The 22,694-nt window shown below is 48.0% G+C and carries 24 protein-coding genes and 1 pseudogene; 24 read left to right on the forward strand and 1 reads right to left on the reverse strand.

What is annotated here, in order from left to right:
- Positions 1-245 precede the first annotated feature (245 nt).
- The 12 genes and pseudogenes from M3661_RS06515 (at position 246) to M3661_RS06570 (ending at position 8,770) form a co-directional block, all read left to right on the forward strand.
- The gene (locus M3661_RS06515) at positions 246-827 is read left to right on the forward strand and encodes an RNA polymerase sigma factor (RefSeq protein WP_021254673.1); all 582 of its coding nucleotides are present in this window, start codon (positions 246-248) and stop codon (positions 825-827) included.
- Between the two features lies 1 nt (position 828).
- Positions 829-1,425: an anti-sigma factor family protein gene (locus M3661_RS06520; RefSeq protein WP_021254672.1), complete on the forward strand. Its 597-nt coding sequence runs from the start codon at positions 829-831 to the stop codon at positions 1,423-1,425.
- Positions 1,426-1,448: 23 nt separating this feature from the next.
- Positions 1,449-2,056, forward strand: a pseudogene (locus tag M3661_RS06525) (histidine phosphatase family protein).
- A gap of 222 nt (positions 2,057-2,278) precedes the next feature.
- A complete protein-coding gene (locus M3661_RS06530) occupies positions 2,279-3,436 on the forward strand; it encodes a hypothetical protein (protein ID WP_065290861.1) in 1,158 nt (385 codons plus the stop codon).
- A gap of 84 nt (positions 3,437-3,520) precedes the next feature.
- Positions 3,521-4,027 (forward strand): gamma carbonic anhydrase family protein, encoded by a 507-nt coding sequence (locus M3661_RS06535; protein WP_021254669.1) that lies wholly within the window; start codon positions 3,521-3,523, stop codon positions 4,025-4,027.
- Positions 4,028-4,051: 24 nt separating this feature from the next.
- A complete protein-coding gene (locus M3661_RS06540) occupies positions 4,052-4,231 on the forward strand; it encodes an IDEAL domain-containing protein (protein ID WP_021254668.1) in 180 nt (59 codons plus the stop codon).
- A 133-nt stretch (positions 4,232-4,364) separates the two neighbouring features.
- On the forward strand, positions 4,365-4,811 hold the full coding sequence (locus tag M3661_RS06545) for a DUF2487 family protein (protein WP_065290880.1): 447 nt from the start codon (positions 4,365-4,367) through the stop codon (positions 4,809-4,811).
- A gap of 173 nt (positions 4,812-4,984) precedes the next feature.
- Entirely contained in the window at positions 4,985-5,521 is a 537-nt protein-coding gene (locus tag M3661_RS06550; RefSeq protein ID WP_065290862.1) for a Rieske (2Fe-2S) protein, read from the forward strand.
- Positions 5,522-5,541: 20 nt separating this feature from the next.
- Positions 5,542-6,213, forward strand: coding sequence for a menaquinol-cytochrome c reductase cytochrome b subunit (gene qcrB / locus M3661_RS06555; protein ID WP_005546984.1), 672 nt, complete (start codon positions 5,542-5,544; stop codon positions 6,211-6,213).
- A 15-nt stretch (positions 6,214-6,228) separates the two neighbouring features.
- Positions 6,229-7,107, forward strand: coding sequence for a menaquinol-cytochrome c reductase cytochrome b/c subunit (locus tag M3661_RS06560; protein ID WP_065290863.1), 879 nt, complete (start codon positions 6,229-6,231; stop codon positions 7,105-7,107).
- A gap of 125 nt (positions 7,108-7,232) precedes the next feature.
- Complete coding sequence (locus M3661_RS06565; RefSeq protein ID WP_065290864.1) at positions 7,233-7,892, forward strand: DUF1405 domain-containing protein; 660 nt, start codon at positions 7,233-7,235, stop codon at positions 7,890-7,892.
- A 41-nt stretch (positions 7,893-7,933) separates the two neighbouring features.
- On the forward strand, positions 7,934-8,770 hold the full coding sequence (locus M3661_RS06570) for a sporulation protein YpjB (RefSeq protein ID WP_065290865.1): 837 nt from the start codon (positions 7,934-7,936) through the stop codon (positions 8,768-8,770).
- A gap of 243 nt (positions 8,771-9,013) precedes the next feature.
- On the opposite strand, the gene M3661_RS06575 is transcribed toward M3661_RS06570, so the two are convergent.
- Complete coding sequence (locus M3661_RS06575) at positions 9,014-9,883, reverse strand: YitT family protein (protein ID WP_065290866.1); 870 nt, start codon at positions 9,881-9,883, stop codon at positions 9,014-9,016.
- Positions 9,884-10,083: 200 nt separating this feature from the next.
- Between M3661_RS06575 and M3661_RS06580 the strand changes: the two genes are divergently transcribed.
- From M3661_RS06580 to dinG, 12 genes are all read left to right on the forward strand, one after another.
- A complete protein-coding gene (locus M3661_RS06580) occupies positions 10,084-10,467 on the forward strand; it encodes a MazG nucleotide pyrophosphohydrolase domain-containing protein (RefSeq protein WP_021254661.1) in 384 nt (127 codons plus the stop codon).
- A gap of 46 nt (positions 10,468-10,513) precedes the next feature.
- Complete coding sequence (gene dapB, locus M3661_RS06585) at positions 10,514-11,317, forward strand: 4-hydroxy-tetrahydrodipicolinate reductase (protein WP_251483056.1); 804 nt, start codon at positions 10,514-10,516, stop codon at positions 11,315-11,317.
- A 97-nt stretch (positions 11,318-11,414) separates the two neighbouring features.
- Entirely contained in the window at positions 11,415-11,837 is a 423-nt protein-coding gene (locus M3661_RS06590; protein WP_021254659.1) for a methylglyoxal synthase, read from the forward strand.
- Positions 11,834-12,535, forward strand: a complete 702-nt coding sequence (bshB1, locus tag M3661_RS06595) for a bacillithiol biosynthesis deacetylase BshB1 (RefSeq protein ID WP_394358355.1) — start codon at positions 11,834-11,836, stop codon at positions 12,533-12,535. The genes M3661_RS06590 and bshB1 overlap by 4 nt, the downstream gene beginning before the upstream one ends.
- A gap of 223 nt (positions 12,536-12,758) precedes the next feature.
- Complete coding sequence (gene bshA, locus M3661_RS06600; RefSeq protein WP_044355307.1) at positions 12,759-13,919, forward strand: N-acetyl-alpha-D-glucosaminyl L-malate synthase BshA; 1,161 nt, start codon at positions 12,759-12,761, stop codon at positions 13,917-13,919.
- A gap of 102 nt (positions 13,920-14,021) precedes the next feature.
- Positions 14,022-15,359, forward strand: coding sequence for a CCA tRNA nucleotidyltransferase (locus M3661_RS06605; RefSeq protein ID WP_251483058.1), 1,338 nt, complete (start codon positions 14,022-14,024; stop codon positions 15,357-15,359).
- A complete protein-coding gene (locus tag M3661_RS06610; protein WP_065291651.1) occupies positions 15,356-16,324 on the forward strand; it encodes a biotin--[acetyl-CoA-carboxylase] ligase in 969 nt (322 codons plus the stop codon). The genes M3661_RS06605 and M3661_RS06610 overlap by 4 nt, the downstream gene beginning before the upstream one ends.
- A gap of 335 nt (positions 16,325-16,659) precedes the next feature.
- Positions 16,660-17,529, forward strand: coding sequence for a 3-methyl-2-oxobutanoate hydroxymethyltransferase (gene panB / locus M3661_RS06615; RefSeq protein ID WP_021254654.1), 870 nt, complete (start codon positions 16,660-16,662; stop codon positions 17,527-17,529).
- A complete protein-coding gene (gene panC, locus M3661_RS06620) occupies positions 17,526-18,416 on the forward strand; it encodes a pantoate--beta-alanine ligase (protein ID WP_065291650.1) in 891 nt (296 codons plus the stop codon). The genes panB and panC overlap by 4 nt, the downstream gene beginning before the upstream one ends.
- 10 nt (positions 18,417-18,426) lie before the next feature.
- The gene (gene panD / locus M3661_RS06625) at positions 18,427-18,813 is read left to right on the forward strand and encodes an aspartate 1-decarboxylase (protein WP_065291649.1); all 387 of its coding nucleotides are present in this window, start codon (positions 18,427-18,429) and stop codon (positions 18,811-18,813) included.
- A 204-nt stretch (positions 18,814-19,017) separates the two neighbouring features.
- Complete coding sequence (locus tag M3661_RS06630) at positions 19,018-19,674, forward strand: tetratricopeptide repeat protein (RefSeq protein WP_021254651.1); 657 nt, start codon at positions 19,018-19,020, stop codon at positions 19,672-19,674.
- A gap of 145 nt (positions 19,675-19,819) precedes the next feature.
- On the forward strand, positions 19,820-22,690 hold the full coding sequence (dinG, locus tag M3661_RS06635) for an ATP-dependent DNA helicase DinG (protein WP_251483060.1): 2,871 nt from the start codon (positions 19,820-19,822) through the stop codon (positions 22,688-22,690).
- Positions 22,691-22,694: the final 4 nt, after the last annotated feature.

A 22,694-nucleotide genomic window follows, 5' to 3' on the forward strand; every position in this document is an offset into this window, starting at 1 on the left:
TGAAATCTGAATCTTAAAAAATTTTTAATCAATTTTCGACTTTATTATGCTAAAATACGACTTGAAATGATAAAGCTCGAGTGTCATGTTTTCATGACACGGATCATACCCATAGTACGTATCATTAGGCTTATAGAGGCTTTTATAACATTTTTCTCCGATTCGCAACTTTTTTTAACTTCGAGAGTATAACCATTCAGGTAGCGCATCGGGATGGATATGGAAAGCAAGGAGGACTTGAATCCATGACCGATTCCCAAATCATCCGTGAAATCAAGGACGGCAACACAGACTGTTTCGCGGAATTGATGAATCGTTATCAACGCAAATTGCTATCATTTATTTATCATATGTTGAAAAATTCCCAGTTGGAGCTGTTGGCAGAAGATTTGTGTGCAGAGACATTTTACAAGGCATATCGAAGCCTGCATACGTTCAGGGAATCAGATGCCTCTTTCTCGACTTGGCTGTATACGATTGCGCGCAACACCGTGTTAAGCGAACTTCGTAAGCAGAGAAGCATTCAAGTATCACTTGATGAAGAGCAAGGAATCGTTCCGGAAGCGCCGAAGGAAGCGGCGCCTGAATATGCATTGCTGCGGCATGAGAAGGTAGAATTGGTGCGTGAGGCAATCAGCAAGTTGCCTGACAAACAACGCTCCGCTCTCATTCTTCGAGAATACGACCAACTGGACTATCAAGAAATTGCCCAAGTATTAGGGCAAACCGTAAGTTCGGTTAAATCGTTGTTGTTCCGGGCTCGAGCTAGTGTAAAGATCCAGTTAGAACCATACATAAGGGAGCCTGGTCTTGAAGGGATGAACTAACATGAAATGTGCGGAAGCGCTCGAATGGATATCGGATTATGTCGATATGCCTATTGACGATCCGCAACGTGAAGCTATCGATCGACATCTGGAAGGATGCGAAGCGTGTGCGGAGCAGTTCGCAGTATGGTCTGCGAGCATGGATTGGATGGAAGATGAAGTTGAGTTGGAGCTTGATGCGGAACAAGCGAGCAGCTCAGCAGCGAGTCGCGTTATGGATCGCATATATGAGGAACAAGATTGGCTGATGCCTGTACATAGACGTTCTCATGCGTTATCCCTGCGCTCACGTCAAGTGATTGCGGGGATAATCGCTTTTTGTATGGCCATGTTCCTCTGTGCTCTTGTTTTCCTTCTTATTCGCAATGAACAGTCTAATATTCATGCAGTTAGTGGGATACTGCCGACTGCGTTGGCAGGCAGTGATCATTCTGGCCTGGATGCATTTGATATTGAATTGCCGGTTGCAAGCAATGTAAGTGAACCGACAATATTGCGGGTTGTTCCGACGATTCCTCATTATTGGATTGCATTGTCATTGTTTGGGGTGACGTTTGCACTACTGCTGTTGAACTGGTTGACACGAGTGCGTCAATAACGGATGACTATGAAGGAGTAACAATGAAACAACATATTGGTTTGGTACGCCATGGGTTAACCGATTGGAATGCGCAGGGGAAAATACAAGGACAGACGGATATACCGTTGAATGAAACAGGTCGTGAACAGGCAAGGCTGCTGGCAGAGCGCCTCGTCCAAGAGACTGCACCATTCGATTATGTCATATCCAGCGGATTACAGCGAGCAGAAGAGACTGCATCGATTCTGGCAGATGCACTCCAAATTCCATTACTATCACCCGTAGAGGGACTTCGTGAGCGAGCTTATGGTCTCGTAGAAGGCACGACGCCGGAAGAGCGAGAGCAGCGCTGGGGTGCAGAGTGGCGGAAGATGGATCTCGGCAGGAAAAAGATGAAGAACTTCAGTACCGCGCAGTTCAAACGCTAGAGCATATCGCAAATCAGCATATGGGATCTAATCTCTTAGTAGTCTCTCATGGGAGCTGGCTGGCTCAATTGTACATTGCTCTATTTGGAAGCGACAGACAAGGACACATTGGGAACTTATCCTATTCAATATTAGAAAAACGTTCGGAAGGCTGGCACCCGCTGCTCTATAATTGCATGGAGCATATCCGCCATTTGGATCTAACAGCAAAACCACGATAATTAAGGATATCTTAATAAGCAGTTCGACTTCACGTGAAGTGAAGCGAACTGCTTTTTTGTGTTTGCATGAGCAAATGCCTGAGGGCTATGAGGAGAATCTCCTCGTTATATAATATTCGATGTTTTCTACGACAATGTGAATAAATGTGATAAATATTCCAATAATGAGTAATGGACATCGAGGATTCGGCACATTACGTCTGACGGAAACGGAGGTCATGCATGAATTTAGCGGATATGCTCAGTTACGCGGATATTAATCAACTAACTCGAATTGCTCAGCGTTATGGGTGCGTCTGCAATGAACATTCCAAGCACGAGCTGATTCAGTCCATTCTGTCAGTGTTAGGCAGAAGGGATGTGTTCGAACAGCATGTGAATGAGATGACGCTTGAAGAGCTTAGGTTCCTTAACTCCATTTTGTTTGATAAGCGTTCTTCATTTAGCTTGGAGGAATTGATCGCTCGAGTGCAGCAGACAAAGTTCGATTTAGAACATGCTGGTGCTGAACAGCAGGCGGTGACGTCAATGCCGCATCCACGTGAAACGATATCTAAATTTAAGCATAGTGGATGGCTGTTCAATGGCTGCTCGCATCAAACCAAGTATTTGTTCCAAGTGCCGAGCGATTTGAAAATGAGATTAATTGATGTACTTAGGCAGTCATTCGCGATGCATTTGACAGAAACGGATACCCCTTCCTCTTATCGGGATGAAGATGGAAGAATGGCGGAGGACGTGTTACAGCTTTTGAAATTCATCGTGGACGGAAATGTATTGCTTAATGCGGAAGGTGTTATGTACAAAAAAACGCAGCAGCAGCTTCTCGATTACTTTGGCGTACAAGAAGCCCCTATTGCCCGTGGTGAATGGAGATTTGGATACGGGAGAAGATTCCATGATTATCCGAACCGTATGTCGCTTTTATATGACTACGCCTTTTATCAAGGGTGGCTGGAGGAAGGCGATGGACGGTTAAGCTGTACACCGAAGGGGATTGAGCGTATCGCTAACGGGGGGATAGAGTCGTCTGCTTCGTTGTATCGATTTTGGTTGAAGCTGTACAAGAATGCGATTCCGAATTTGTTATCCATCGTGCATTGGATTCAGTTATGTACCAAGCAGTGGACAACGTTAGATTCCTTGGAGCGGGCTCTACTCCCGTTCGTGCGGCCATTCTTCTTTGATTCGTCACAGGCCGTATTCAGACAGCGAATTATTATGATGCTGGTTCATCTAGGCGTCATTCGATTCGGTGAAGATGAGCAGTATGGTTCGGTCATACAGACGACTCGCAGAGGGCAGCTTATTATTGATAGTGTTTATGTCGCGCATGAGGACAAAATTCAGCTAGATGTTGACAAGAGGCATTCTCATTGATACGATGGGGCCAAAAATTTCCTATGCCTAGTGAATTTGCAGCTAGAGCTATGTGGGAATGGTCGATCGGGAGGATGTTATCGAATGTACATACCTTATCAAGGCATATTGCCAGTTGTTGATGCTTCCGTATATGTGGCAGAAGGCGCTAAGCTGATTGGAGACGTGACGATTGGCGCTGAATCCAGTGTGTGGTTCAATGCGGTGCTTCGTGGAGACATGGCACCCATACGGATAGGCAAGCGAGCGAATATTCAGGATGGCGTTATCGGACATGTGAATGCCAATCAGCCGCTAATCGTTGAAGATGATGTATCGGTAGGCCACGGTGCAATTATACATGGCTGCCGGATAGGCAACGGTACATTGATTGGCATGGGGGCTATTGTACTGAACGGCGCTGACATTGGTGAATATGCTTTAATAGGAGCAGGTTCTGTCGTAACAGAAAATAAAAAAGTACCGGCCTATACTCTTTCTCTAGGTTCACCCGCAAAAGTCATACGCGAACTGACAGATGAAGATGTAGAGCGAATGAAACGGACAACTCAGAACTATGTGGTGAAAGGAAAGGAATATAGGATCTCTTAATCGTGTTGGTTGGAGGTGTATCCTATGGATAAAATGAAGGTATCGTATGAGGCGATGTTAAGTTTAACAGCGGAGATGATATGGGACGATGCCATACGGAAATACCGTACGGAAAAAATATATGAACAAATCGACAAAGCACTCGCAACAGGGGATGAATCCTCGTTCCGAACCTTGACGGACGAATTGAAAACATTGCAGTAGCTTCTAAGAACTTGTCCAAAAGGATGCCTTACAAATCGTTATGAATGAAGAGCGCAATTTTGCGGTTCTTCATTTTTTTGTTCATTTCAGTATAATGGGGAGTAATGACAAGGAAAAAGATGGGGGAGACGTCGTGAAATTTAGTGAACTGACCGAAGAACAATGGGAAGAATGGGGGCCGTATCTGGACACGTGCATATTGCCAGTTACAGGGCTGAACGGGACTGAATCCCCAATCGAAGCTGGGTATCGTCTGGAGAAGCTGCGCGACTGGCTGGATGGCATTGAGATACCTTTCCGAGGAAGAACGGTAACCTATCCTGCATACCATTTCGTATCTCAGCAGCTTGATGCTGATGAGCTGAGGCTATTGAATGGATTGTGCACCAGACTCCGACGCCAGGGATTTGCGTATATTGTCGTCGTATCGGCACAACTGCCGCTTACTTCAGATAAGCTTCCGGCCGCGGATCTAGTCATTACTCCTGCTGAGTTGATGGAAGAAGAGGCTGGGCAAGTACGTTCTGCGATGAAGATATGTGTGCAAAATATGTGGAGCGTCACACAAACTCAAGGATAAATGTGACAATATTCAAACATTTTACATAAGAAAAAGGTTCATTCTGGTAATTATATTGGTAAATTCTTGACGCTTTCATAGTGCTGGGATATTATAGTGATGTCCTAGTTAGAATGTGATTATCGTCATAGCAAGCTCTCAGAACGGTTGTGTAAAGGGGGGTTAGACAGTATATGAGTAAACCGCAGAATAACGAGCATCCACCTCAAAAGCCACGAAAAGAAATGTCCCGTCGACAATTTCTTACATACACGCTGGGTGGGGCAAGTGCTTTCATGTTTGTTGGTCCTACTCTGCCGATGGTCCGGTTTGCAGTTGATCCGTTGCTTCAGAAGAAGTCAGAAGGCGATTACATTAAGGTTGCTGAATTGAGCAAGATTTCAGAATCACCTACTGAATTTACCTTCGAAATCAAGCAAGTCGATGGCTGGTATGAGAGTACTCCAACGCTCACGGCATGGATAAGCAAGGATAAGGAAGGCAATATATTTGCATTGTCTCCGGTGTGCAAGCACTTAGGATGTACGGTTGACTGGAATAAGAATCCGGCATACAAGGATCAATATTTCTGCCCGTGCCATGGTGCGCACTATACGAAAGAAGGCAAGCAGTTAGCAGTTGCTCGTGCACCGCTCGACGAATACAAAGTGCAGGTTAAGGATGGCTTTGTATACTTGGGCGATATCATTGCGAACCAACACGTGCAATAACGAGGAGGCGTAAATAACAGATGTTTAAAGGTGTTTATAACTGGATTGACGAACGTCTGGATATAACGCCGATGTGGCGCGATGTGGCGGATCATGAGGTGCCTGAGCATGTTAACCCTGCACACCATTTTTCTGCGTTCGTGTACTGTTTCGGTGGCTTGACGTTTTTTATTACAGTCATTCAAATTCTGTCAGGCATGTTCCTGACCATGTATTATGTCCCTGATATTGTGAACGCATACTACAGTGTCGAATATTTGCAGACGAAGGTTGCCTTCGGACAAATTGTTCGCGGTATGCACCACTGGGGAGCAAGCTTAGTAATCGTTATGATGTTATTACATACGCTCCGTGTATTCTTTACTGGTTCCTATAAGGCACCACGCGAGATGAACTGGGTAGTCGGCATGCTTATCTTCTTCGTCATGCTCGGACTCGGTTTCACGGGTTATTTGCTGCCTTGGGACAACAAAGCTTACTTTGCAACTAAGGTCGGCATGGAGATCGCGGATACCGTACCATATATCGGTCCGTATTTGAAAGAATTGCTGCAGGGCGGAACGGTCGTCGGCGCGCAGACATTGACGCGATTCTTCGCGATTCATGTGTTCTTCCTGCCAGGGGCACTTCTTGCCTTGCTTGGAGCGCATTTCTTCATGATTAGACGCCAAGGCATTTCGGGACCGCTATAAGGAGGAGGAAACGAGATGGCACATGGGAATTCCAAAGAAGAAAAAGTCGTCTTTGTTGGCGACTCTCGTGTTAAGAAGAGAACAACCACAATCAAACAACCGGATTACACCTCATTTCCGGGGAAATCCGAAGCCTTCATTCCTAACTTCTTGTTGAAAGAGTGGATGGTTGGCTGTGTGGCACTGGTCGCTTTTCTAGTATTAACGATCTCGGAAGCTGCACCGCTCGGTTATCCGGCGAACCCGAATAACGCGGCGTTCGTTCCGATTCCAGACTGGTATTTCTTATTTCTCTATCAGTTCTTGAAGTATCCATATGCATCAGGAAGTTATGTTGTTATCGGTACGGTGTTAGTCCCTGGTCTTGCATTCGGAGGCCTGCTGCTTGCTCCATTCCTCGATACAGGGAAGGAACGCAGATTCTATCGCCGCCCAATCGCATCCTCAATGATGATTTTGACATTGATCGCATGTGTATATTTGACAAGAGTCGCTTGGGTTCACTATGAGGCCGAGATGGCTGAGAAGAATATGATACCAGAGCATGTCGAGCGTGAGGAAAAGGCACGTGAGGCTGCTGAGAAGGGTGAGGCTTCTAACCAGCCAAAACCAAGCAAAGGCATCGCCATCGTTGAAAAGGATGATCCAGCATTTGCGAACATGAAGAAGGTTGGCTGCTTAAGCTGCCACGCAGTTGATATGAAGGGTGCTGCGGGCCCTGCCCTTGTTGGTATTGGCGACAAGCTCAGCAAGGATGAGATCTTAACGGTCATTAAGGATGGTAAAGGCGGAATGCCTTCTATGGTGGAAGCAGCCAAGAAGGAAGGCCTGAATGACCAAGATATCGAACATATTGCCGACTGGCTCTCGAAGCAGAAGGCAGCAAAACAATAGATTCAAACGTGTGACAGACCTGATTGCCAAAAGTGCAGTCAGGTCTTATTCTAATATTACATAGAAATTGACACCCTAGAAATGCATACGAACTTAATATTCCTAATAATCGGAGCAGAGCAATTATGAACTTGTTATCAGTAATGAGCACACGTTTTCTTTCGCAGCGATGGGTATTATGGTTATTGTTTTGGAGCAATCTTATTGGAACAATTTACGGTTACTACTGGTATAAAAACCAGTTGATCTATACGTGGGAGCACCATCCTGCATGGCAATTGATCTTCGTTCCAGATAGTCCTACGGCAAGTCTGTTCTTTACGATCAGTATTGGATTTTTGCTATTTCGGCCGCAGCCTCGAACCATATTCGGCATGATTGCAAAACGTATTATTGAAGCGTTAGGTGTTGTTACGTCGATTAAATATGGGATTTGGGCATGTGTCATGATTGTCGCTGGAGCTTATTTGGGTTCTCCAATGGTATGGCAGGATTGGATGCTAATTGGTTCACATTTGGCGATGGCGGTTGAAGGGCTGTTATTTGTCCGGTTGTTTGCATTTGGCAGTGCGGCGCTGACGCTGGCAGCGTGCTGGACATGGCTTAATGATACCGTTGATTACAGTGCTGGGGTGTACCCATGGCTTCCGTATACGCTAGTAAATGAACTGCCTGCAGTATGTATTTTTACTTTTACATGGACAGGGATTAGTGTCGTTATGACATGGCTAGCAATGCGCTATCGAGACCAAAGAACGAACATATCGAAGGAAGCTATGTTCTAAATGTGGACATCCTCCCATACGATGATGGGGGAGGGATGTACATGCGTGCGGTAATGGTTGTGTTATGTATTCTCGGATACCTAGGACTGCCCGATTTTACATATGCGGGGTCTCGACTTGCTGCTGATCCGGTTCAGACGGCGAGCGAGAAGTGGAAGCAGCTAGATCAGTATGCAGAACAGATTTATCGGGCGAGCGTTGCAGGAGAGATCGAGAAAATACAGCAAGCGGTTCAGGCTATGGGGAAGCTGTTCACGGAGACAACATTCAATGATGTGACAAATGTTGAGGGGGTACGTGCACTTAGCGATGCAATCGTACAAGTGAAGCGGATATTGCCTTCCATTCAATTGAAGCAAGAGGAATTGATGAGTGCATCGGCCAGATTGCGCCTTGCTACGGACGCTTTAACCAATCCGAAGCAACCGATGTGGCTTCAATACGAGCAGGTGCTGCGGGATGATATGGCACGCTTGCTTGCTACGGATAATAAGGGAGAATGGATTCCCTATGCCAACCGCTGGTTGGAGCATATTGATCGGATTCGTCCTGCTGCGACCATCCAGCGAGATGTGCAGACGATTGAGATGATGGAGTCGTTAAGCCAACTTATCCGTGAATCAATAATGGGAAAACACAGTCCTAAGGAAGCTAATCAGGCATTAAATAAATATGGGGACTCGGTGCTGATCCAGTTATTCGGTTCGAGTAAGGCGAACCCGACATTAGGGCCGCTTGCTTATACACCGATGCCGTTTCAGTGGATTTTTATGCTGGCCTTTATCGTATGCATGATGTTGGCTTATGTAGGTTTTCAGAAGTATCGCTATGAACAATATGCTATTCGTCCAGGGAACTTCCGCAATAGTAAGAGGTAGAAGGCAGTAATATCAGTATGTCGTTCGGACAGGCAAGGAATGAAAAAAAGAATGAAGGATGGGATGGGCGAAGTCTTCTAGGAATGCCTATCTTACAGTAGACCTCGATATAGGCCAGCGACAGCAGGCTTGCTTCGAGGTCTGTTTATTTGGGGCTAAGAAATGACTTTATGAAGAACGCTGAGCAGGCAGTGGGATGGGAATTTCTAGTGTTCGCGAAGGCTGAACCTCTAACTTCTTCTGCTACTCCTCTCGAAAGCCTTCACCAAGCACATCATGAACATCGTTCACAACAATAAATGCCCGTGGATCGATTGTTTTTACGATCGTTTTGAAGCGGCGAATTTCTGTGCGGCTAACGACACAGTACACCATTTGCTTCTGAGAGCGGGAATATGCTCCTACTGCTGGAATAAGTGTGACCCCGCGTTCCATTTCTTTTGTAATCGCATCCGCAATCTCCTGCGAATGATCAGAGATAACGGTGAATGCTTTGGCTGCATATGCTCCCTCTTGAATAAAATCGATGACTTTAGAGGAAATGAATACAGCAACGAGCGTATATAGAATTTTTTCCTTAGGAATATAGAACAAAGCAGCCCCTATGATGAATATATCGAGGATAAGGATGAATTGCCCCATGCTGATACCGAATTTACGGTTCGCAATCCTGGCGATGATGTCGACGCCACCTGTAGTACCGCCGAATCGAAAGACAATACCGAGTCCTGTTCCTACGGTAACGCCAGCGTACAAGGTGGCCAAAATGAAGTCATTCGAAGTTTGAAATGGTAAAATCCAATGCATGGAGACTGCACGCTCGAACAACCATAGGAAGAATGTGAGGTTAAGAACACCGTAAAAACTAAGTGCCAGCTGCTTCATGCCAAGTGCTCTCCATCCGATGATGAACAGTGGGATGTTCAAAACTAGCGTAGAGATTGATGGATGAATACCTGCTGCATAATTCAATAGAACGGTAATTCCTGTAACGCCGCCTTCCATCAACTGGTTAGGCATGATGAAGTAAATTAATCCAAATGCAAAAATCGCGGTTCCAACCGTTATCGGGAGAAACGTATTCCAAATGCGTTGAACAATGGTCGATTTCAAAAGTATTCAGGCTCCTTTAGGCAGGAAGATGCTCATTCGTTCATTAGTATATCGGATTACGAAGCAGATAAAAAGCATTTGTTTTCCAGACGGTGATACGATAACATAGTAGCAGAAAGTAACGAATTCGTTACCCTCAATATAGGGAGCAGATTTCATTCATTTCAAACCACTTTTGCATGAATAAAGAAGGGGATCGTATGACAAATCCAGAGATGAAGTCTTTCCTCACTTCCCTGCGCAGCAAGCCACTCGCGCAAATGCAGCAGGAAGTTGATGACTACATATCACAGTTTAAGGAAGGCTACTTCAGCCCCCTTGCGATGCTTGCCCGATTGTCTGAAGAAGTAGGGGAATTGGCGCGTGAAGTGAATCATCGCTATGGGGAGAAGCCGAAGAAGGCTTCAGAAGAAGACAACTCCATTGAGATGGAGCTTGGAGATATATTGTTCATTCTGTTGTGCTTCTCGAACTCACTCGGTATCGACTTGACGAAGGCTCATGATGCCTGCATGCACAAGTTCAATACACGTGACGCGAATCGATGGACACGGATTGATGAACAGACATCAAACGAATCATAATCGAAAAAAAAACATATCGTTATTGGAGCAGTTGGGGGGACAAAAAATGGAACGAATTCGCGTAGCCGTCTCAGGTGCAAGCGGACGCATGGGAAGAGAAGTTGTGAGAATGGTACTGCAGGACGAGTCCTTGGAACTGGTTGCAGCAATTGCACCGTCAGCGGGCGCTGTCGATGCGGGCACGCTAGTAGGTCTACCTGCATGCGGTGTTACAACTACAGCAGATGTTGAAGAGACACTGCAGAAGGTAGAAGCAGATGTCATGGTTGATTTCTCGATCCCGCAGGCCGTAATGAAGAATACGATGCTTGCAATTGAGTATGGAGTTCGCCCTGTTATTGGGGCAACAGGCTTCCAGCCTGAAGAGATTGAGCAATTGACGCAACTTTGCCAAGAGAAGAAGCTTGGTGGTCTGATTGCGCCGAATTTCTCTATTGGGGCCATTCTTATGATGCAATTTGCACAGCAAGCGGCCAAGTATTTCCCGGATCTCGAGATCATTGAATATCACGGAGATCAGAAACTCGATGCTCCTTCCGGAACTGCTGTGAAGACAGCAGAATTGATCTCTCAGGTAAGAGCGGAGCATCGCCAAGGCAATCCGAATGAAGAAGAGAAGATCGAGGGTTCCCGAGGCGGATATTACAACGGATTCCGTATTCATAGTGTACGCTTGCCAGGGGTCTTTGCTCAGCAGGAAGTTATCTTCGGGGGCTATGGGCAATCTCTTAAAATCCGTCACGACTCCTATGAGCGTGCAGGGTATATGCCAGGTGTGAATATGGCAGTCAAGAAGGTAATGAATCTGGAGCAATTGGTATACGGCTTCGAGCACCTGCTTGATGACTGATCAATTGACTTCAATTTCTATTAATGCTGAAGGCATTTGTATTTTTAGATAGCATCAAAATGAATGTGAGCAGGGGACACACAACGGAGGGATAGACATGCTAAATATCGCATTTATTGCACATGATCGCAAAAAAGATGAAATCGTTAATTTTGTTATCGCATATGAAAAAGTGTTCCAAGGTCATAAATTATATTCAACGGGTACGACAGGGCTGCGCATTATGGAGCAGACAAGCCTGGATATTCATCGCTTCCAGTCTGGCCCGCTCGGCGGCGATCAGCAGATCGGCGCACTTGTTGCGCAAAATGAAATGGACTTCATTATCTTCTTGCGCGATCCGTTAATGGCTCAGCCTCACGAGCCGGATATTATTGCTCTTCTTCGCCTATGCGACGTGCAGGGCATTCCAGTTGCAACGAATATTGCGACAGCAGAAATTCTTGTTAAGGCGCTTGAACGTGGCGACTTCGCATGGCGTGAACTGACACATAAATATAAGCCGGGAACGGAAGAATGATGAATACTCTCGACATTCTTGCATTCGGAGCGCATCCTGATGATGTCGAGATCGGCATGGCGGGCACGATTGCCAAGCATACGAAGGAAGGGTATCGTGTCGGCATTTGCGATTTGACTGAAGCGGAGATGTCCTCGAATGGTACGGTAGAGCTGCGCAGAGAGGAAGCGAGGGAAGCAGGAGAAATCTTGCGGCTCTCGGCACGCGGTAATTTGTGCCTTCCTGATCGCGGTTTACAGGTAAGCAAGGAGCATATCGATGCGGTGGTAACCGCTATTCGCAATCATCGTCCTCGTATTGTCTTCATGCCTTACTGGGAGGATCGCCATCCTGACCATATTGCCTGCAGCCGCATTGTTCAGGAAGCAGTGTTCAATGCAAAGCTGCGGCGTTATATGCCAGAGCTGCCTGCGCATACGGTTGAGCAAGTCTATTATTACTTTATTAATGATGTTGCTGCTTCTCAAGTTCTGGTTGATGTGTCTGATGTATATGATCAGAAGCGGAAGTCGCTTCAAGCATATCGCTCTCAGTTTATGAAGCCAGATGGCGACAATGACTTTGTCGCAACTCCATTGAATCAAAATTATGTGGAGCGGGTTGCTGCACGAGATTCGCTGCTTGGTCAGACTCGCGGATTTGAGTATGCGGAAGGGTTTGTCGTGAAAGGCCCGTTTGCGGTATCTCTTTTCTTATAGTGCGTGTTCAAAAAGGCCGGTTTTCAGCACCGAGAAAGTTGGATGAAGCTAGGGCCTGAGGAGCGGAGCGTACGTTTTGGGTACATGAGCACCGGAAGGTTCGGCTGAATTCAAGATTCGATGCCGAGTCCACTTCATGATTTACTTCGTGATCAAAAGCGGACTTTTTGAACAACATTTATAGTGATCCGTGTGAGGGAATGGCGAAAAGGGGGGGACAGCTATGAACGAAGGTCTTAAAATCGGCATTACGTGTTATCCGTCGCTCGGTGGCTCTGGTGTTGTGGCGACGGAGCTTGGCAAGCTATTGGCTGAGCGGGGACATCAGGTTCATTTTATTACACATAATATTCCGTTTCGCTTAGGTGCAAGCTTTCAGAAGAATATTCATTATCACGAGGTCGATGTTAACGATTATTATGTCTTTCGTTATCCTCCTTACGATTTATCTCTGGCAAGCAAGATGGCACAAGTGGCAAATATGCAGCAGCTTGACTTGCTGCATGTTCATTACGCGGTTCCGCATGCGGTATGCGCTTATTTGGCGAAGCAAATGGCCCACCCAGGGCTGAAGGTAGTCACTACCCTGCATGGAACCGATATAACGGTATTGGCTCAAGACGAATCGCTCAAGGATATGATTCGCTTCGCCATTAATGAGAGTGATGCGGTTACGGCTGTATCGAATGATTTAATTAAAGAAACAAGAGAATTGCTTGATATTACACGTCCGATTGATCTTACGTACAATTTTGTTGATAAGCGTGTGTACTATCCAAGGGAAGTTGCTCAATTCCGTGCCGACTTCGCCTATCCGAATGAGAAAATATTGATGCATATCTCGAACTTCCGCCCTGTTAAGCGGGTGAGTGATGTGGTGGATATTTTCAATCAGGTTCAGGAGCAAGTTCCGTCACGCCTCGTCTTCGTCGGAGAAGGGCCAGACATGCCGAAGGTTCAGTGCCGCATCCGAGAGTTAGGACTGGAAGATCGGGTACATTTCCTCGGCAAGCAGGATGAAATCGCACAGGTGATTTCGCTGGCAGATGTGCTGCTGCTCCCATCCGAGAAGGAGAGCTTCGGGTTAGTGGCCCTGGAAGCAATGGCTTGCGGTGTCCCTACGATCGGTTCCGAAGCGGGGGGCATACCAGAGCTGGTGAGCCATGGAGAGACGGGTTTTTTAGCGCCAACAGGAGATACAGCGGCGATGGCCAATTATGCGATTCGACTGCTGTCTGATTCGCAATTGTCGCAGAAGATGCATGAGGCATGTCTGCATCGGGCACGACATGTATTCTGCAACGATCTCATTACGTGGCAATATGAACAAATTTATTATCGTGTGCTTGGGAAGGAAGCATTGGATCCGAAGCCGGTGTGCTGAGGGTGATCTGCTGTATACCGTACCCATTACCACCACACGTCGAATGCGCGCAATGGCCATCTCCGTTGCGCGCTCTTGTATGTATTGATGGGAGGAGACCTGATGATGGGCGATGAATATGGAAGCAGGGGCGGCTTGACCGATAACTCGCTGTTCCAGGAAGCGGAACAAGTGATGAACTGTCTCCTGGAAGCGGGGTTCAGTGCTTATATGGTTGGGGGCTGTGTCCGCGATCCGCTGATCGGGCGGCCGATCTATGATGTGGATATCGCGACATCCGCCCACCCAGAACAGGTAGTGGCTTTGTTCCCAAAGGTGATTCCAACAGGGCTGCAGCATGGGACGGTAACTGTTGTGATGCCGCAGAATACCTATGAGGTGACCACCTTTCGCAAGGAAGCAGCGTATGAGGGGCACCGTCGGCCAGAGGAAGTCGAATTTATTGATGATCTAGATGAGGATCTAAGAAGACGGGACTTCACGATTAATGCGATGGCTAAGGATGTGAACGGGTGCATTCATGATCCATTTGGTGGACAAGCCGATCTGAGACGGCTCATCATCCGTTGTGTCGGCACAGCCGAGGAGCGTTTCCGCGAGGATGCGCTGCGAATGATGCGGGGCGTGCGCTTTGCGTCTTTGCTTGGCGGCGTGTTCGCCAAGTCGACTTGGAAGGCGCTGCGGGTCAATAGGGAGACGCTCGCATTCGTTGCGATGGAACGCGTGCGGGACGAGCTGTGGAAGCTTACAGCAGGACCGAATCCGGCGCGCGGATGGGGGCTGCTCGTACGCAGCGGTCTGCTGGGTCATACGAAGGAGCCGCTGGGAGCACTTGCGTCGACCGATGCTGCCGTGTGGCAGCCGCTGCTGTGCGCGCTCGGCCAGGTGGATACGGCCGAGAAGCGCATGGCGCTGCTGCTGCTTGGGCATGAGGTCGACGAAGCGGAGGCGCAGCGCATTGTGCAGGCGCTGCGCTGCTCGGGCGCGCAGCAGGACGCCATGCTGGCCGTCCTGCGCGCGGATGCCCGGCTCGCGGCTGGCGGCACTGCCGCCTTGGCCGCGGCCGGGGAAGATAGCGGCGCCTTGGACGCGTGGCGCCGCTCCATCGCGGAGACCCTGTTCGCTGTCGGCGAACAAGGTCTCCGCGATGCACTCGCGTGCCGCCGCGCCCTACTGGGCGTTGGGGCGGCGCGCGAGTATGCGGCTGCAATGCAGCCGTTCCTCCAGTACGGCGAGGCTTGGCTGGAGGGCATTTCCGTCCGGGGCTTGCGAGATATTGCCCTGACGGGCTCGGATGTGTTGCAAGCCACAGAACGGATGGCAGGGCCATGGCTACGCCAATGCTTGGAGCAGGTATGGCTCTCCGTAGCATTAGGGGAACTTGCTAATGAGCGCGAGGCTCTGCTTGACTACGTAAGGAAAGCGTGGAATGAACAATGAGTGACCAATTACTAGCATGGTTCAAAGAGCATCCAGGAGAGTTTATATCCGGTGAAGAGATTAGCCGGAGACTTGATATATCACGGACCGCCGTGTGGAAGCAAATCAACCGTCTTCGTTCGAAGGGCTACGAATTCGAAGCTGTGCCGAAACTGGGCTATCGACTCGTTCAAATGCCAACGCGGCTTGACGAAATGTCACTGCTGACGAAGCTGAAGACGAACAAGCTAGGGCATCAGCTTCGCATCATTGCCCGTACGGAGTCGACGCAGAACGAAGCGGCTGCGTGGGCACGGCAAGGAGCGGAAGACGGTGCGGTCATTATCGCAGAGGAGCAGACAGTAGGTCGAGGTCGTCATGGGAAAAACTGGCACTCACCCGCAGGCAAGGGAATATGGATGAGCCTGATTCTCCGCCCGCAAATTCCGCTTCAATTCACGCCGCATCTGACGCTGCTAGCTGCAGTTGCGTTATGCCGCGCCATGAAGCGTGTAACAGAAGTAGACTTAGGCATCAAATGGCCCAATGATATCCTGCATGAAAATAAAAAAGTATGCGGCATTCTAACGGAATCCTCTGCTGAAGATGAACGGCTCGTTCATGTCATCGCCGGAATTGGGATAAGCGTGAACTTGGATGAACATGACTACCCAGAAGAATTAAAGGCTATTGCGACCTCTCTCAAAATTGCAGCAGGTAAGGAAATTGATCGTGCCTCACTGCTTGCAGAGTGCTTATTTGAATTAGAGCAGCTATACAAGCTGTATGTTGAGCAAGGATTTGCACCGATCCGTACGCTATGGGAAGCGCAAAGCGTAACCATTGGACGCAGTCTGTCGGTGACGACCCCGAACGGAATCGTATCTGGGGTTGCACAGGGACTTGATGACTCCGGAGCGCTTATCGTGCTGGGCGAGGATGGTTGTTACCGGAAAATTTTTTCCGGGGATGTACACTTTACGTGATGTAAGTAGGAATAAACTCTGGTATAATAAGTGTCGGCTTGGCGGTATCCTCGCGGAACCGCACCGGCCACACACAGCAAGGAAGATTGAAGAGAAGTGCATATTCCTTGACGAACGTGTAGTACGTTTCTGCTCTGAGCCGAAGGGACCGAGACAGAAGGACGTCCGCTTGCGACCTCTTTTTTTCTTATGGACCCTTTTAGTGGAAATGCTAAAAGGTTTTTTGTTTTGCACACACTAAGAAAAATGCGCACAGCAACAGCTATCAGGTAAGAGAGACGATGGAAGATTGTGTTGAAATGCGCCAAAGAGACGTTGAAGGAGATGAAGAAAGAATGAACAAACCGAAGCAGCCGCTAAGTATTGTTAAAATGAAAACGATGAAGAAACAAAACGAACCCATTGCCATGGTGACAGCCTATGATTATCCTACTGCTCGATTGGCAGAGGAAGCGGGCGTCGATATTATCCTCGTCGGTGATTCCTTGGGCAATGTCGTGCTAGGCTATGATTCTACATTGCCTGTTACGATCGATGATATGGTATACCACTCCCGCGCAGTGCGCCGGGGAGCGCCGAACACGTTCATTGTGACAGATATGCCATTCATGACTTACCACAGCACGGTGGCTGAGACGCTGAATGGGGTTCGCCGCATTATGCAAGAAGGCCACGCAACAGCTGTGAAAATGGAAGGCGGAGCGGAGATTGCACCTATGGTCAAGGCTTGTGTGCAGGCAGGTGTGCCAGTACTCGGACATATCGGCTTGACACCGCAATCGGTACATCAAATTGGAGGATATCGAATCCAAGGCAAGACGATGGAAGATGCACAGCGATTGCTTGAAGATGCCCTAGCACTGCAGGAGGCGGGAGCCTTCGGTGTTGTACTAGAACTTGTGACGGATGAGGTGGCTGCTTATATCTCAGAACGGCTAGAGATTCCGACAATCGGAATCGGAGCCGGTGTCAAATGTGATGGGCAGGTGCTCGTATTCCATGATATCGTGCGATATGATGCAGACTATCGTCCTAAGCGGTTCGTAAAAACATATGCGGATGTAGGAACGACCATTCGTGAAGCGTTTGCTTCTTATGTAGAAGAAGTGAAGCAGCGCACATTCCCAGCCCAGGAGCATGTATTCGCTGCAGATGAGGAATTAGCAGGACAATTATACGGAAGTGGGAAGGTGCAGACACCATGATCACAGTACATTCCATACAAGAGCTGAGAGACGCGCTGCGTCGCATGAAGCTTGAACATAGACGACCGGACGGAGACCCAACCATTGGCTTCGTTCCGACGATGGGGTATTTGCATGATGGGCATGCGAGCTTGTTAAGCAAGGCTCGCAGTCAATGCGATATTGTAGTCCTAAGTATATTCGTCAATCCGATTCAGTTCGGGCCGAACGAAGATTATGAGAAGTACCCTCGTGACGAAGAGCGGGATCTGGCGGTAGCGAAGAAGCATGGTGCCGATATCGTATTCATGCCAACACCAGACATGATGTATCCTTCACCTACCAAAACCAAAGTTCATGTGGATGACATTACAAGTCCGCTGTGCGGTGCTACGCGACCGGTTCACTTTGACGGTGTGACAACCGTTGTTACGAAGCTGTTCCACCTCGTGCAGCCGGATCAAGCCTTCTTCGGGATGAAGGATGCACAGCAGGTTGCTGTCATTCAGCGCATGGTGGAGGACTTGAATTTCCCAGTTGAGATTGTTCCATGTCCGATTGTACGCGAAGCAGATGGTCTGGCAATGAGCTCGCGCAATGTGTATTTGTCTGAGGAAGAACGGACACAAGCGCTCGTACTATCCCGCTCACTGGGTCAAGTTGACGTCTGGCTTGAAGAGAATCCGCAGCTGACAGCCCCAATGCTTCAGCAGAAGATGAAGGGCATGATAGCACAGCAGCCGCTGGCAGACATCGACTATGTAGAAGTATTGAGCTTCCCAGATTTGGAGCCACTGGCGCCTGAGATGTCGCTAGATCAGCGAAGCACCAATATTTTGATTGCACTTGCAGTCAAATTCGGTCGGACAAGATTAATTGATAATCGTATGTTAACTCATGGAGAGTAGGGTGAGCTAGATGATGCGCGAAATGATGAAATCCAAAATTCACCGTGCTACGGTGACAGAAGCAAATCTGAACTATGTTGGCAGTATTACGATCGATGAGCATTTAATGGAGCTGGCTGATATTTGGGCGAATGAAAAAGTTCAGATCGTAAACAATTATAATGGAGCTCGCTTAGAAACTTACGTGATTCCAGGGCCTAAGCATTCAGGGGTGATTTGCTTGAATGGTGCGGCAGCTCGATTGGTACAACCAGGGGACAATGTCATTATTATTTCTTACGCATCCATGACGAATGAAGAGGCGCGTCAATACAAGCCGAATATTGTTTTTGTTGATGATGATAACAAGCCTGTTGAAGTAATGAAACTAACAGAAGAGCATTCAACTATTCGTTAATGCATTTCGATTATGGGCATGATTAATGGCCGAATTGCTTGCTTGCGCTACCATGCAGGACGTATTGCTGCTCTGCTTCGCTGACAACGGAAGCCAGCGCACGGGAATCGTTGGAGCACCGAATGAAACTTAGCTGTGAGGCACACAATGAACGTGAGCCGATAAGACAACGATACGCAACACTTGTGAAGGTGGGATGGAATCGTGCTGCAACATGTATTCGAGACCATGAATGAACTGTTGGATGAAGTGATTGCTCAATACCCGCATGCGAAGGGAAAGCAAAAACAGGAACTCGATCATCAAGTGTCGCTGCTTCGCTCCATGAGTGACCATATTGTGGAGGAATGGCTGCGCTTCGAAGAGCGTCTGTCATTGTTAAGGCCCAAAGCAGGCAAGGGAAGCTCAGTCCCCGTACAGCCATGCCCAGTGAAGGAGAGCAAAATAGCTATTCCGGACTATGGGGATCCCTATCAGCGGGGTCAGGGGTATTATTTGCTCATGATGTATAAGGAAGCAGTTATGTTTTTGGAACAGGCGGCTAAGATTCAGCCAGAGAATATCGAGGTGCGCGCGTATTTGGCGATGTCGCACTTGCATTTAGGGAATTGTCAGGAAGCAGGACATCATTTTCAACTTATCATACCTTTGACTGACAACAACAGCATGAAGGCCATTGCCTGCAATGCGCTTGGCTGCATTCATGCGAAGCAGCATCAGTTTGCACAGGCAGAAGCATGCTTCCTGAAGGCGCATGAATGGGATCCGGCTCTGCCGGAACCGATTATGAATTTGAAGGTATGCCAGTCCAAAAGCGGTCATTTTGAACTCGGCGGCGAGCACATGATGCATATCCAATAACATGCATGTAATATCAATGATTCATGACATCGGAGGGGAACGACTGTGTGGAAAAAATACGCACAGATGTTTCCCTCTAGTCATTTCCAAACGCCTGAACATCTGTTATGCTAAGAACAGAAATTGTGAGAGGAAAGCTATTGAGATGAGATTTGCTGTTTTGGATTTTGAGACGACCGGCAGTCAGCCGAACGATGAAATAATTCAAATTGGTTTGGTTATTCTTGGCCATGATTTGAAGATAGAACGCGAATATCATACGCTTGTGCGGCCAACTGTTCCCATACCGGAATTTATATCGCAGCTCACTGGCATTACCGGGGAAGATGTGAAGGATGCTCCGGATATTGATGATGCCATGACGGGGCTTGTCCCTTTGCTAGGGGATGTCGTACTGGTCGGCCATAATGTGGCCTTCGATTATCAATTCCTATGCAGGGCGCTGGAACAGACGGGATATTTGCCGTTCACAGGTCGTATATTAGATACAATTGAGCTGCTTCGCATCCTCTTTCCATCACTGCCTTCCTTCCAGCTTGGTTCTGTGTCACATGAGATGGGGATTGTTCATGATCGCCCGCACCAAGCAGACAGTGATGCGCGGGCGACAGCAGATATATTTATTCGCTGTTTAGAAGCGATTGACCAGCTTCCGTTATTGACGCTACAGCGCGTCGTTGATGTGTTTGGCGATCAAGAGGAGCGGGATTTGAAATGGCTGCTTGCAGAGAAGCTTCAGGAGCGTGAGGTGTCTGATTGGACAGAGGAAGAAGGGTATTATCCGTTCCGCCAATTGACGTTGAAGCAAGCGGATTGGACAGAGACGGAGGCGCCGCGTGATTCTTCAGCAGAGAACCCGCTTAAGGGAGTAACCTTCGCTCAGTTCCTGGATCAGGTCAAGACGAATCTGGCAAGCCGCTTGGATAATTATGAGCCGCGCGAATCGCAGGAGCAGATGTTCAATGAAGTGATGGAGTGCTTCGAACAAGAGCATCACCTGCTAATCGAAGCGGGTACTGGTACCGGCAAGTCGCTTGGGTACTTGCTGCCATCCATATATCAGAGTGTTTCTCAAGAGAGCAAAGTGATTGTTAGCACACACACAATCAATCTGCAAGAACAGCTGAGACAGCGTGATTTGCCGCTCTTGGAGAAGATTGTGCCGGTTCCATTTAAGGCATCCGTATTAAAAGGCCGCAGTCACTATTTGTGTTTGAGAAAATTTGAACATAAAATAAGTAATAGAGAGTATGTACATGCACGCGATGATAGTTTGACAGCTGCCCAAATGCTGGTGTGGCTCAGTCAGACGGAGCATGGAGATGATGAAGAACTGCATTTCGTTCATAAGGGTGCAGACTTCTGGGATACCGTTGCCAGTGATAGTGATTCCTGTCTGAATCGCGCATGTCCTTGGTTCCGTCGGTGCTTCTACCACCGGGCAAAGAATGATGCGAATTTATCGGACATTATTATAACGAATCACTCCCTATTGTTTACGGACGTGATTGCGGAGCATCGTTTGCTCCCCGCATACGAGCAGCTTGTCGTAGACGAAGCACATCACTTCGAAGAAACGGCAGGCAAACATTTAGGCATTCACTTGCAATATTTTTCACTCATTCATCCGCTGACCCAATTGTTCAAAGACAGCAAAAATGGTGCGCTTGTATTGCTGCAGCAGCGTCTTCGCTTGTCAGGCAATGAAAAAGCGCTCGTATGGGCTGAAGGGATTGAGAAGCTGTTAACACAGCTTGTCGATGTTAAGGATCAATGGGATCGGCTGCATGAGCTGCTCTATCAAATGCTTCCTTCCATGAATGAAGCGGGGCAGGCGGAAGGCGGACAAGCTGTTCTCCGGCTGCCATCTGGCAATCGTCCTGATGGATGGAGCTCCGTATCGGAGCTCGAAGGCGATATTCACACGCGTTTAAGTGATATTGTTCGTTCGGGGGAGAAGCTCGTCAATGAATGGAAGGATTATGATGATGATGAAGTGCAGGGCGTTACGGCTGATGTGACAGGTTTATTCAAGGACATAGGGCAGCTTCGCGATGAATTCCGTGAATTTATGCAAGGCAAGGATGCGGATACCGTGTACTGGATGGAGGGCAATCTCCAATACAAGCATAAATCAATGCAAATGTATGCGGTCCCTGTCGATGTAAGCGAAGCGCTGAAGCGATACTTCTTCGAGCCGAAGAAGAGCGTAATCTTAACTTCGGCTACATTGTCCGTTGATAAATCATTCCAATTCGTAGCCGAACAACTTGGCTTGAAGGATGCGCAGCGGGATGGTCGTCTAAATACGGTCATACTCCCGTCGCCGTTCAACTACCGGGAACAAGCACTTGTTGTCATCCCGCGTGACTTCCCTAGTGTGAAGGGAGCATCAGATGCCAAGTTTAACTCGACGCTGATGCAGTCCTTGGCTGATGTAGCCAAGGTAACAGAAGGACGTATGCTTGTCTTATTCACGTCATACCGCATGCTGCGGGATGTGTATGAACCGCTGAAGGAGGCGCTTAGCCTGCATGGCATTCAAGTGCTGGGACAAGGGATTGACAGCGGCAACCGAAGCAAGCTGACACGCCGATTCCGAGATCAGCCGAATTCAGTCCTGCTAGGAACGAGCAGCTTCTGGGAAGGCGTTGATATTCCAGGAGATGCGTTGACATGTCTTGCGATTGTACGGCTGCCATTCCAGCCACCGAATCATCCACTCGTGGAAGCGAAGTGCGATCGGCTGAAGCGGATGAATCAGAATCCATTCCGCAAATATTCCGTCCCACAGGCTGTAATTCGCTTCAAGCAAGGATTCGGCCGCCTTGTGCGTACGACGCAGGATAAGGGAATTGTCATCATATATGACACTCGTGTAATAGAGACAAGCTACGGCAAACATTTTCTTTACTCGCTGCCTGGCCCAAAAATGGAGCATATGGCAACAGAACAACTTGTACCACGTATTGATACGTGGCTAGACCATAATCAAAGAGGCATTGGAGAGCGATGAGAGG

The organism is Paenibacillus sp. MER 180 (genome assembly GCF_023713665.1).
In the GTDB taxonomy this organism is placed as follows: Bacteria; Bacillota; Bacilli; order Paenibacillales; family Paenibacillaceae; genus Paenibacillus_B; species Paenibacillus_B suaedae.

Bases quoted from the DNA above. Each gene is read 5' to 3' on its own strand.
- M3661_RS06515 (WP_021254673.1), top strand. From the start codon at position 246: ATGACCGATTCCCAAATCATCCGTGAAATCAAGGACGGCAACACAGAC.
- M3661_RS06520 (WP_021254672.1), top strand. From the start codon at position 829: ATGAAATGTGCGGAAGCGCTCGAATGGATATCGGATTATGTCGATATG.
- M3661_RS06530 (WP_065290861.1), top strand. From the start codon at position 2,279: ATGAATTTAGCGGATATGCTCAGTTACGCGGATATTAATCAACTAACT.
- M3661_RS06535 (WP_021254669.1), top strand. From the start codon at position 3,521: ATGTACATACCTTATCAAGGCATATTGCCAGTTGTTGATGCTTCCGTA.
- M3661_RS06540 (WP_021254668.1), top strand. From the start codon at position 4,052: ATGGATAAAATGAAGGTATCGTATGAGGCGATGTTAAGTTTAACAGCG.
- M3661_RS06550 (WP_065290862.1), top strand. From the start codon at position 4,985: ATGAGTAAACCGCAGAATAACGAGCATCCACCTCAAAAGCCACGAAAA.
- qcrB (WP_005546984.1), top strand. From the start codon at position 5,542: ATGTTTAAAGGTGTTTATAACTGGATTGACGAACGTCTGGATATAACG.
- M3661_RS06560 (WP_065290863.1), top strand. From the start codon at position 6,229: ATGGCACATGGGAATTCCAAAGAAGAAAAAGTCGTCTTTGTTGGCGAC.
- M3661_RS06565 (WP_065290864.1), top strand. From the start codon at position 7,233: ATGAACTTGTTATCAGTAATGAGCACACGTTTTCTTTCGCAGCGATGG.
- M3661_RS06570 (WP_065290865.1), top strand. From the start codon at position 7,934: ATGCGTGCGGTAATGGTTGTGTTATGTATTCTCGGATACCTAGGACTG.
- M3661_RS06580 (WP_021254661.1), top strand. From the start codon at position 10,084: ATGACAAATCCAGAGATGAAGTCTTTCCTCACTTCCCTGCGCAGCAAG.
- dapB (WP_251483056.1), top strand. From the start codon at position 10,514: ATGGAACGAATTCGCGTAGCCGTCTCAGGTGCAAGCGGACGCATGGGA.
- M3661_RS06590 (WP_021254659.1), top strand. From the start codon at position 11,415: ATGCTAAATATCGCATTTATTGCACATGATCGCAAAAAAGATGAAATC.
- bshB1 (WP_394358355.1), top strand. From the start codon at position 11,834: ATGATGAATACTCTCGACATTCTTGCATTCGGAGCGCATCCTGATGAT.
- bshA (WP_044355307.1), top strand. From the start codon at position 12,759: ATGAACGAAGGTCTTAAAATCGGCATTACGTGTTATCCGTCGCTCGGT.
- M3661_RS06605 (WP_251483058.1), top strand. From the start codon at position 14,022: ATGATGGGCGATGAATATGGAAGCAGGGGCGGCTTGACCGATAACTCG.
- M3661_RS06610 (WP_065291651.1), top strand. From the start codon at position 15,356: ATGAGTGACCAATTACTAGCATGGTTCAAAGAGCATCCAGGAGAGTTT.
- panB (WP_021254654.1), top strand. From the start codon at position 16,660: ATGAACAAACCGAAGCAGCCGCTAAGTATTGTTAAAATGAAAACGATG.
- panC (WP_065291650.1), top strand. From the start codon at position 17,526: ATGATCACAGTACATTCCATACAAGAGCTGAGAGACGCGCTGCGTCGC.
- panD (WP_065291649.1), top strand. From the start codon at position 18,427: ATGATGCGCGAAATGATGAAATCCAAAATTCACCGTGCTACGGTGACA.
- dinG (WP_251483060.1), top strand. From the start codon at position 19,820: ATGAGATTTGCTGTTTTGGATTTTGAGACGACCGGCAGTCAGCCGAAC.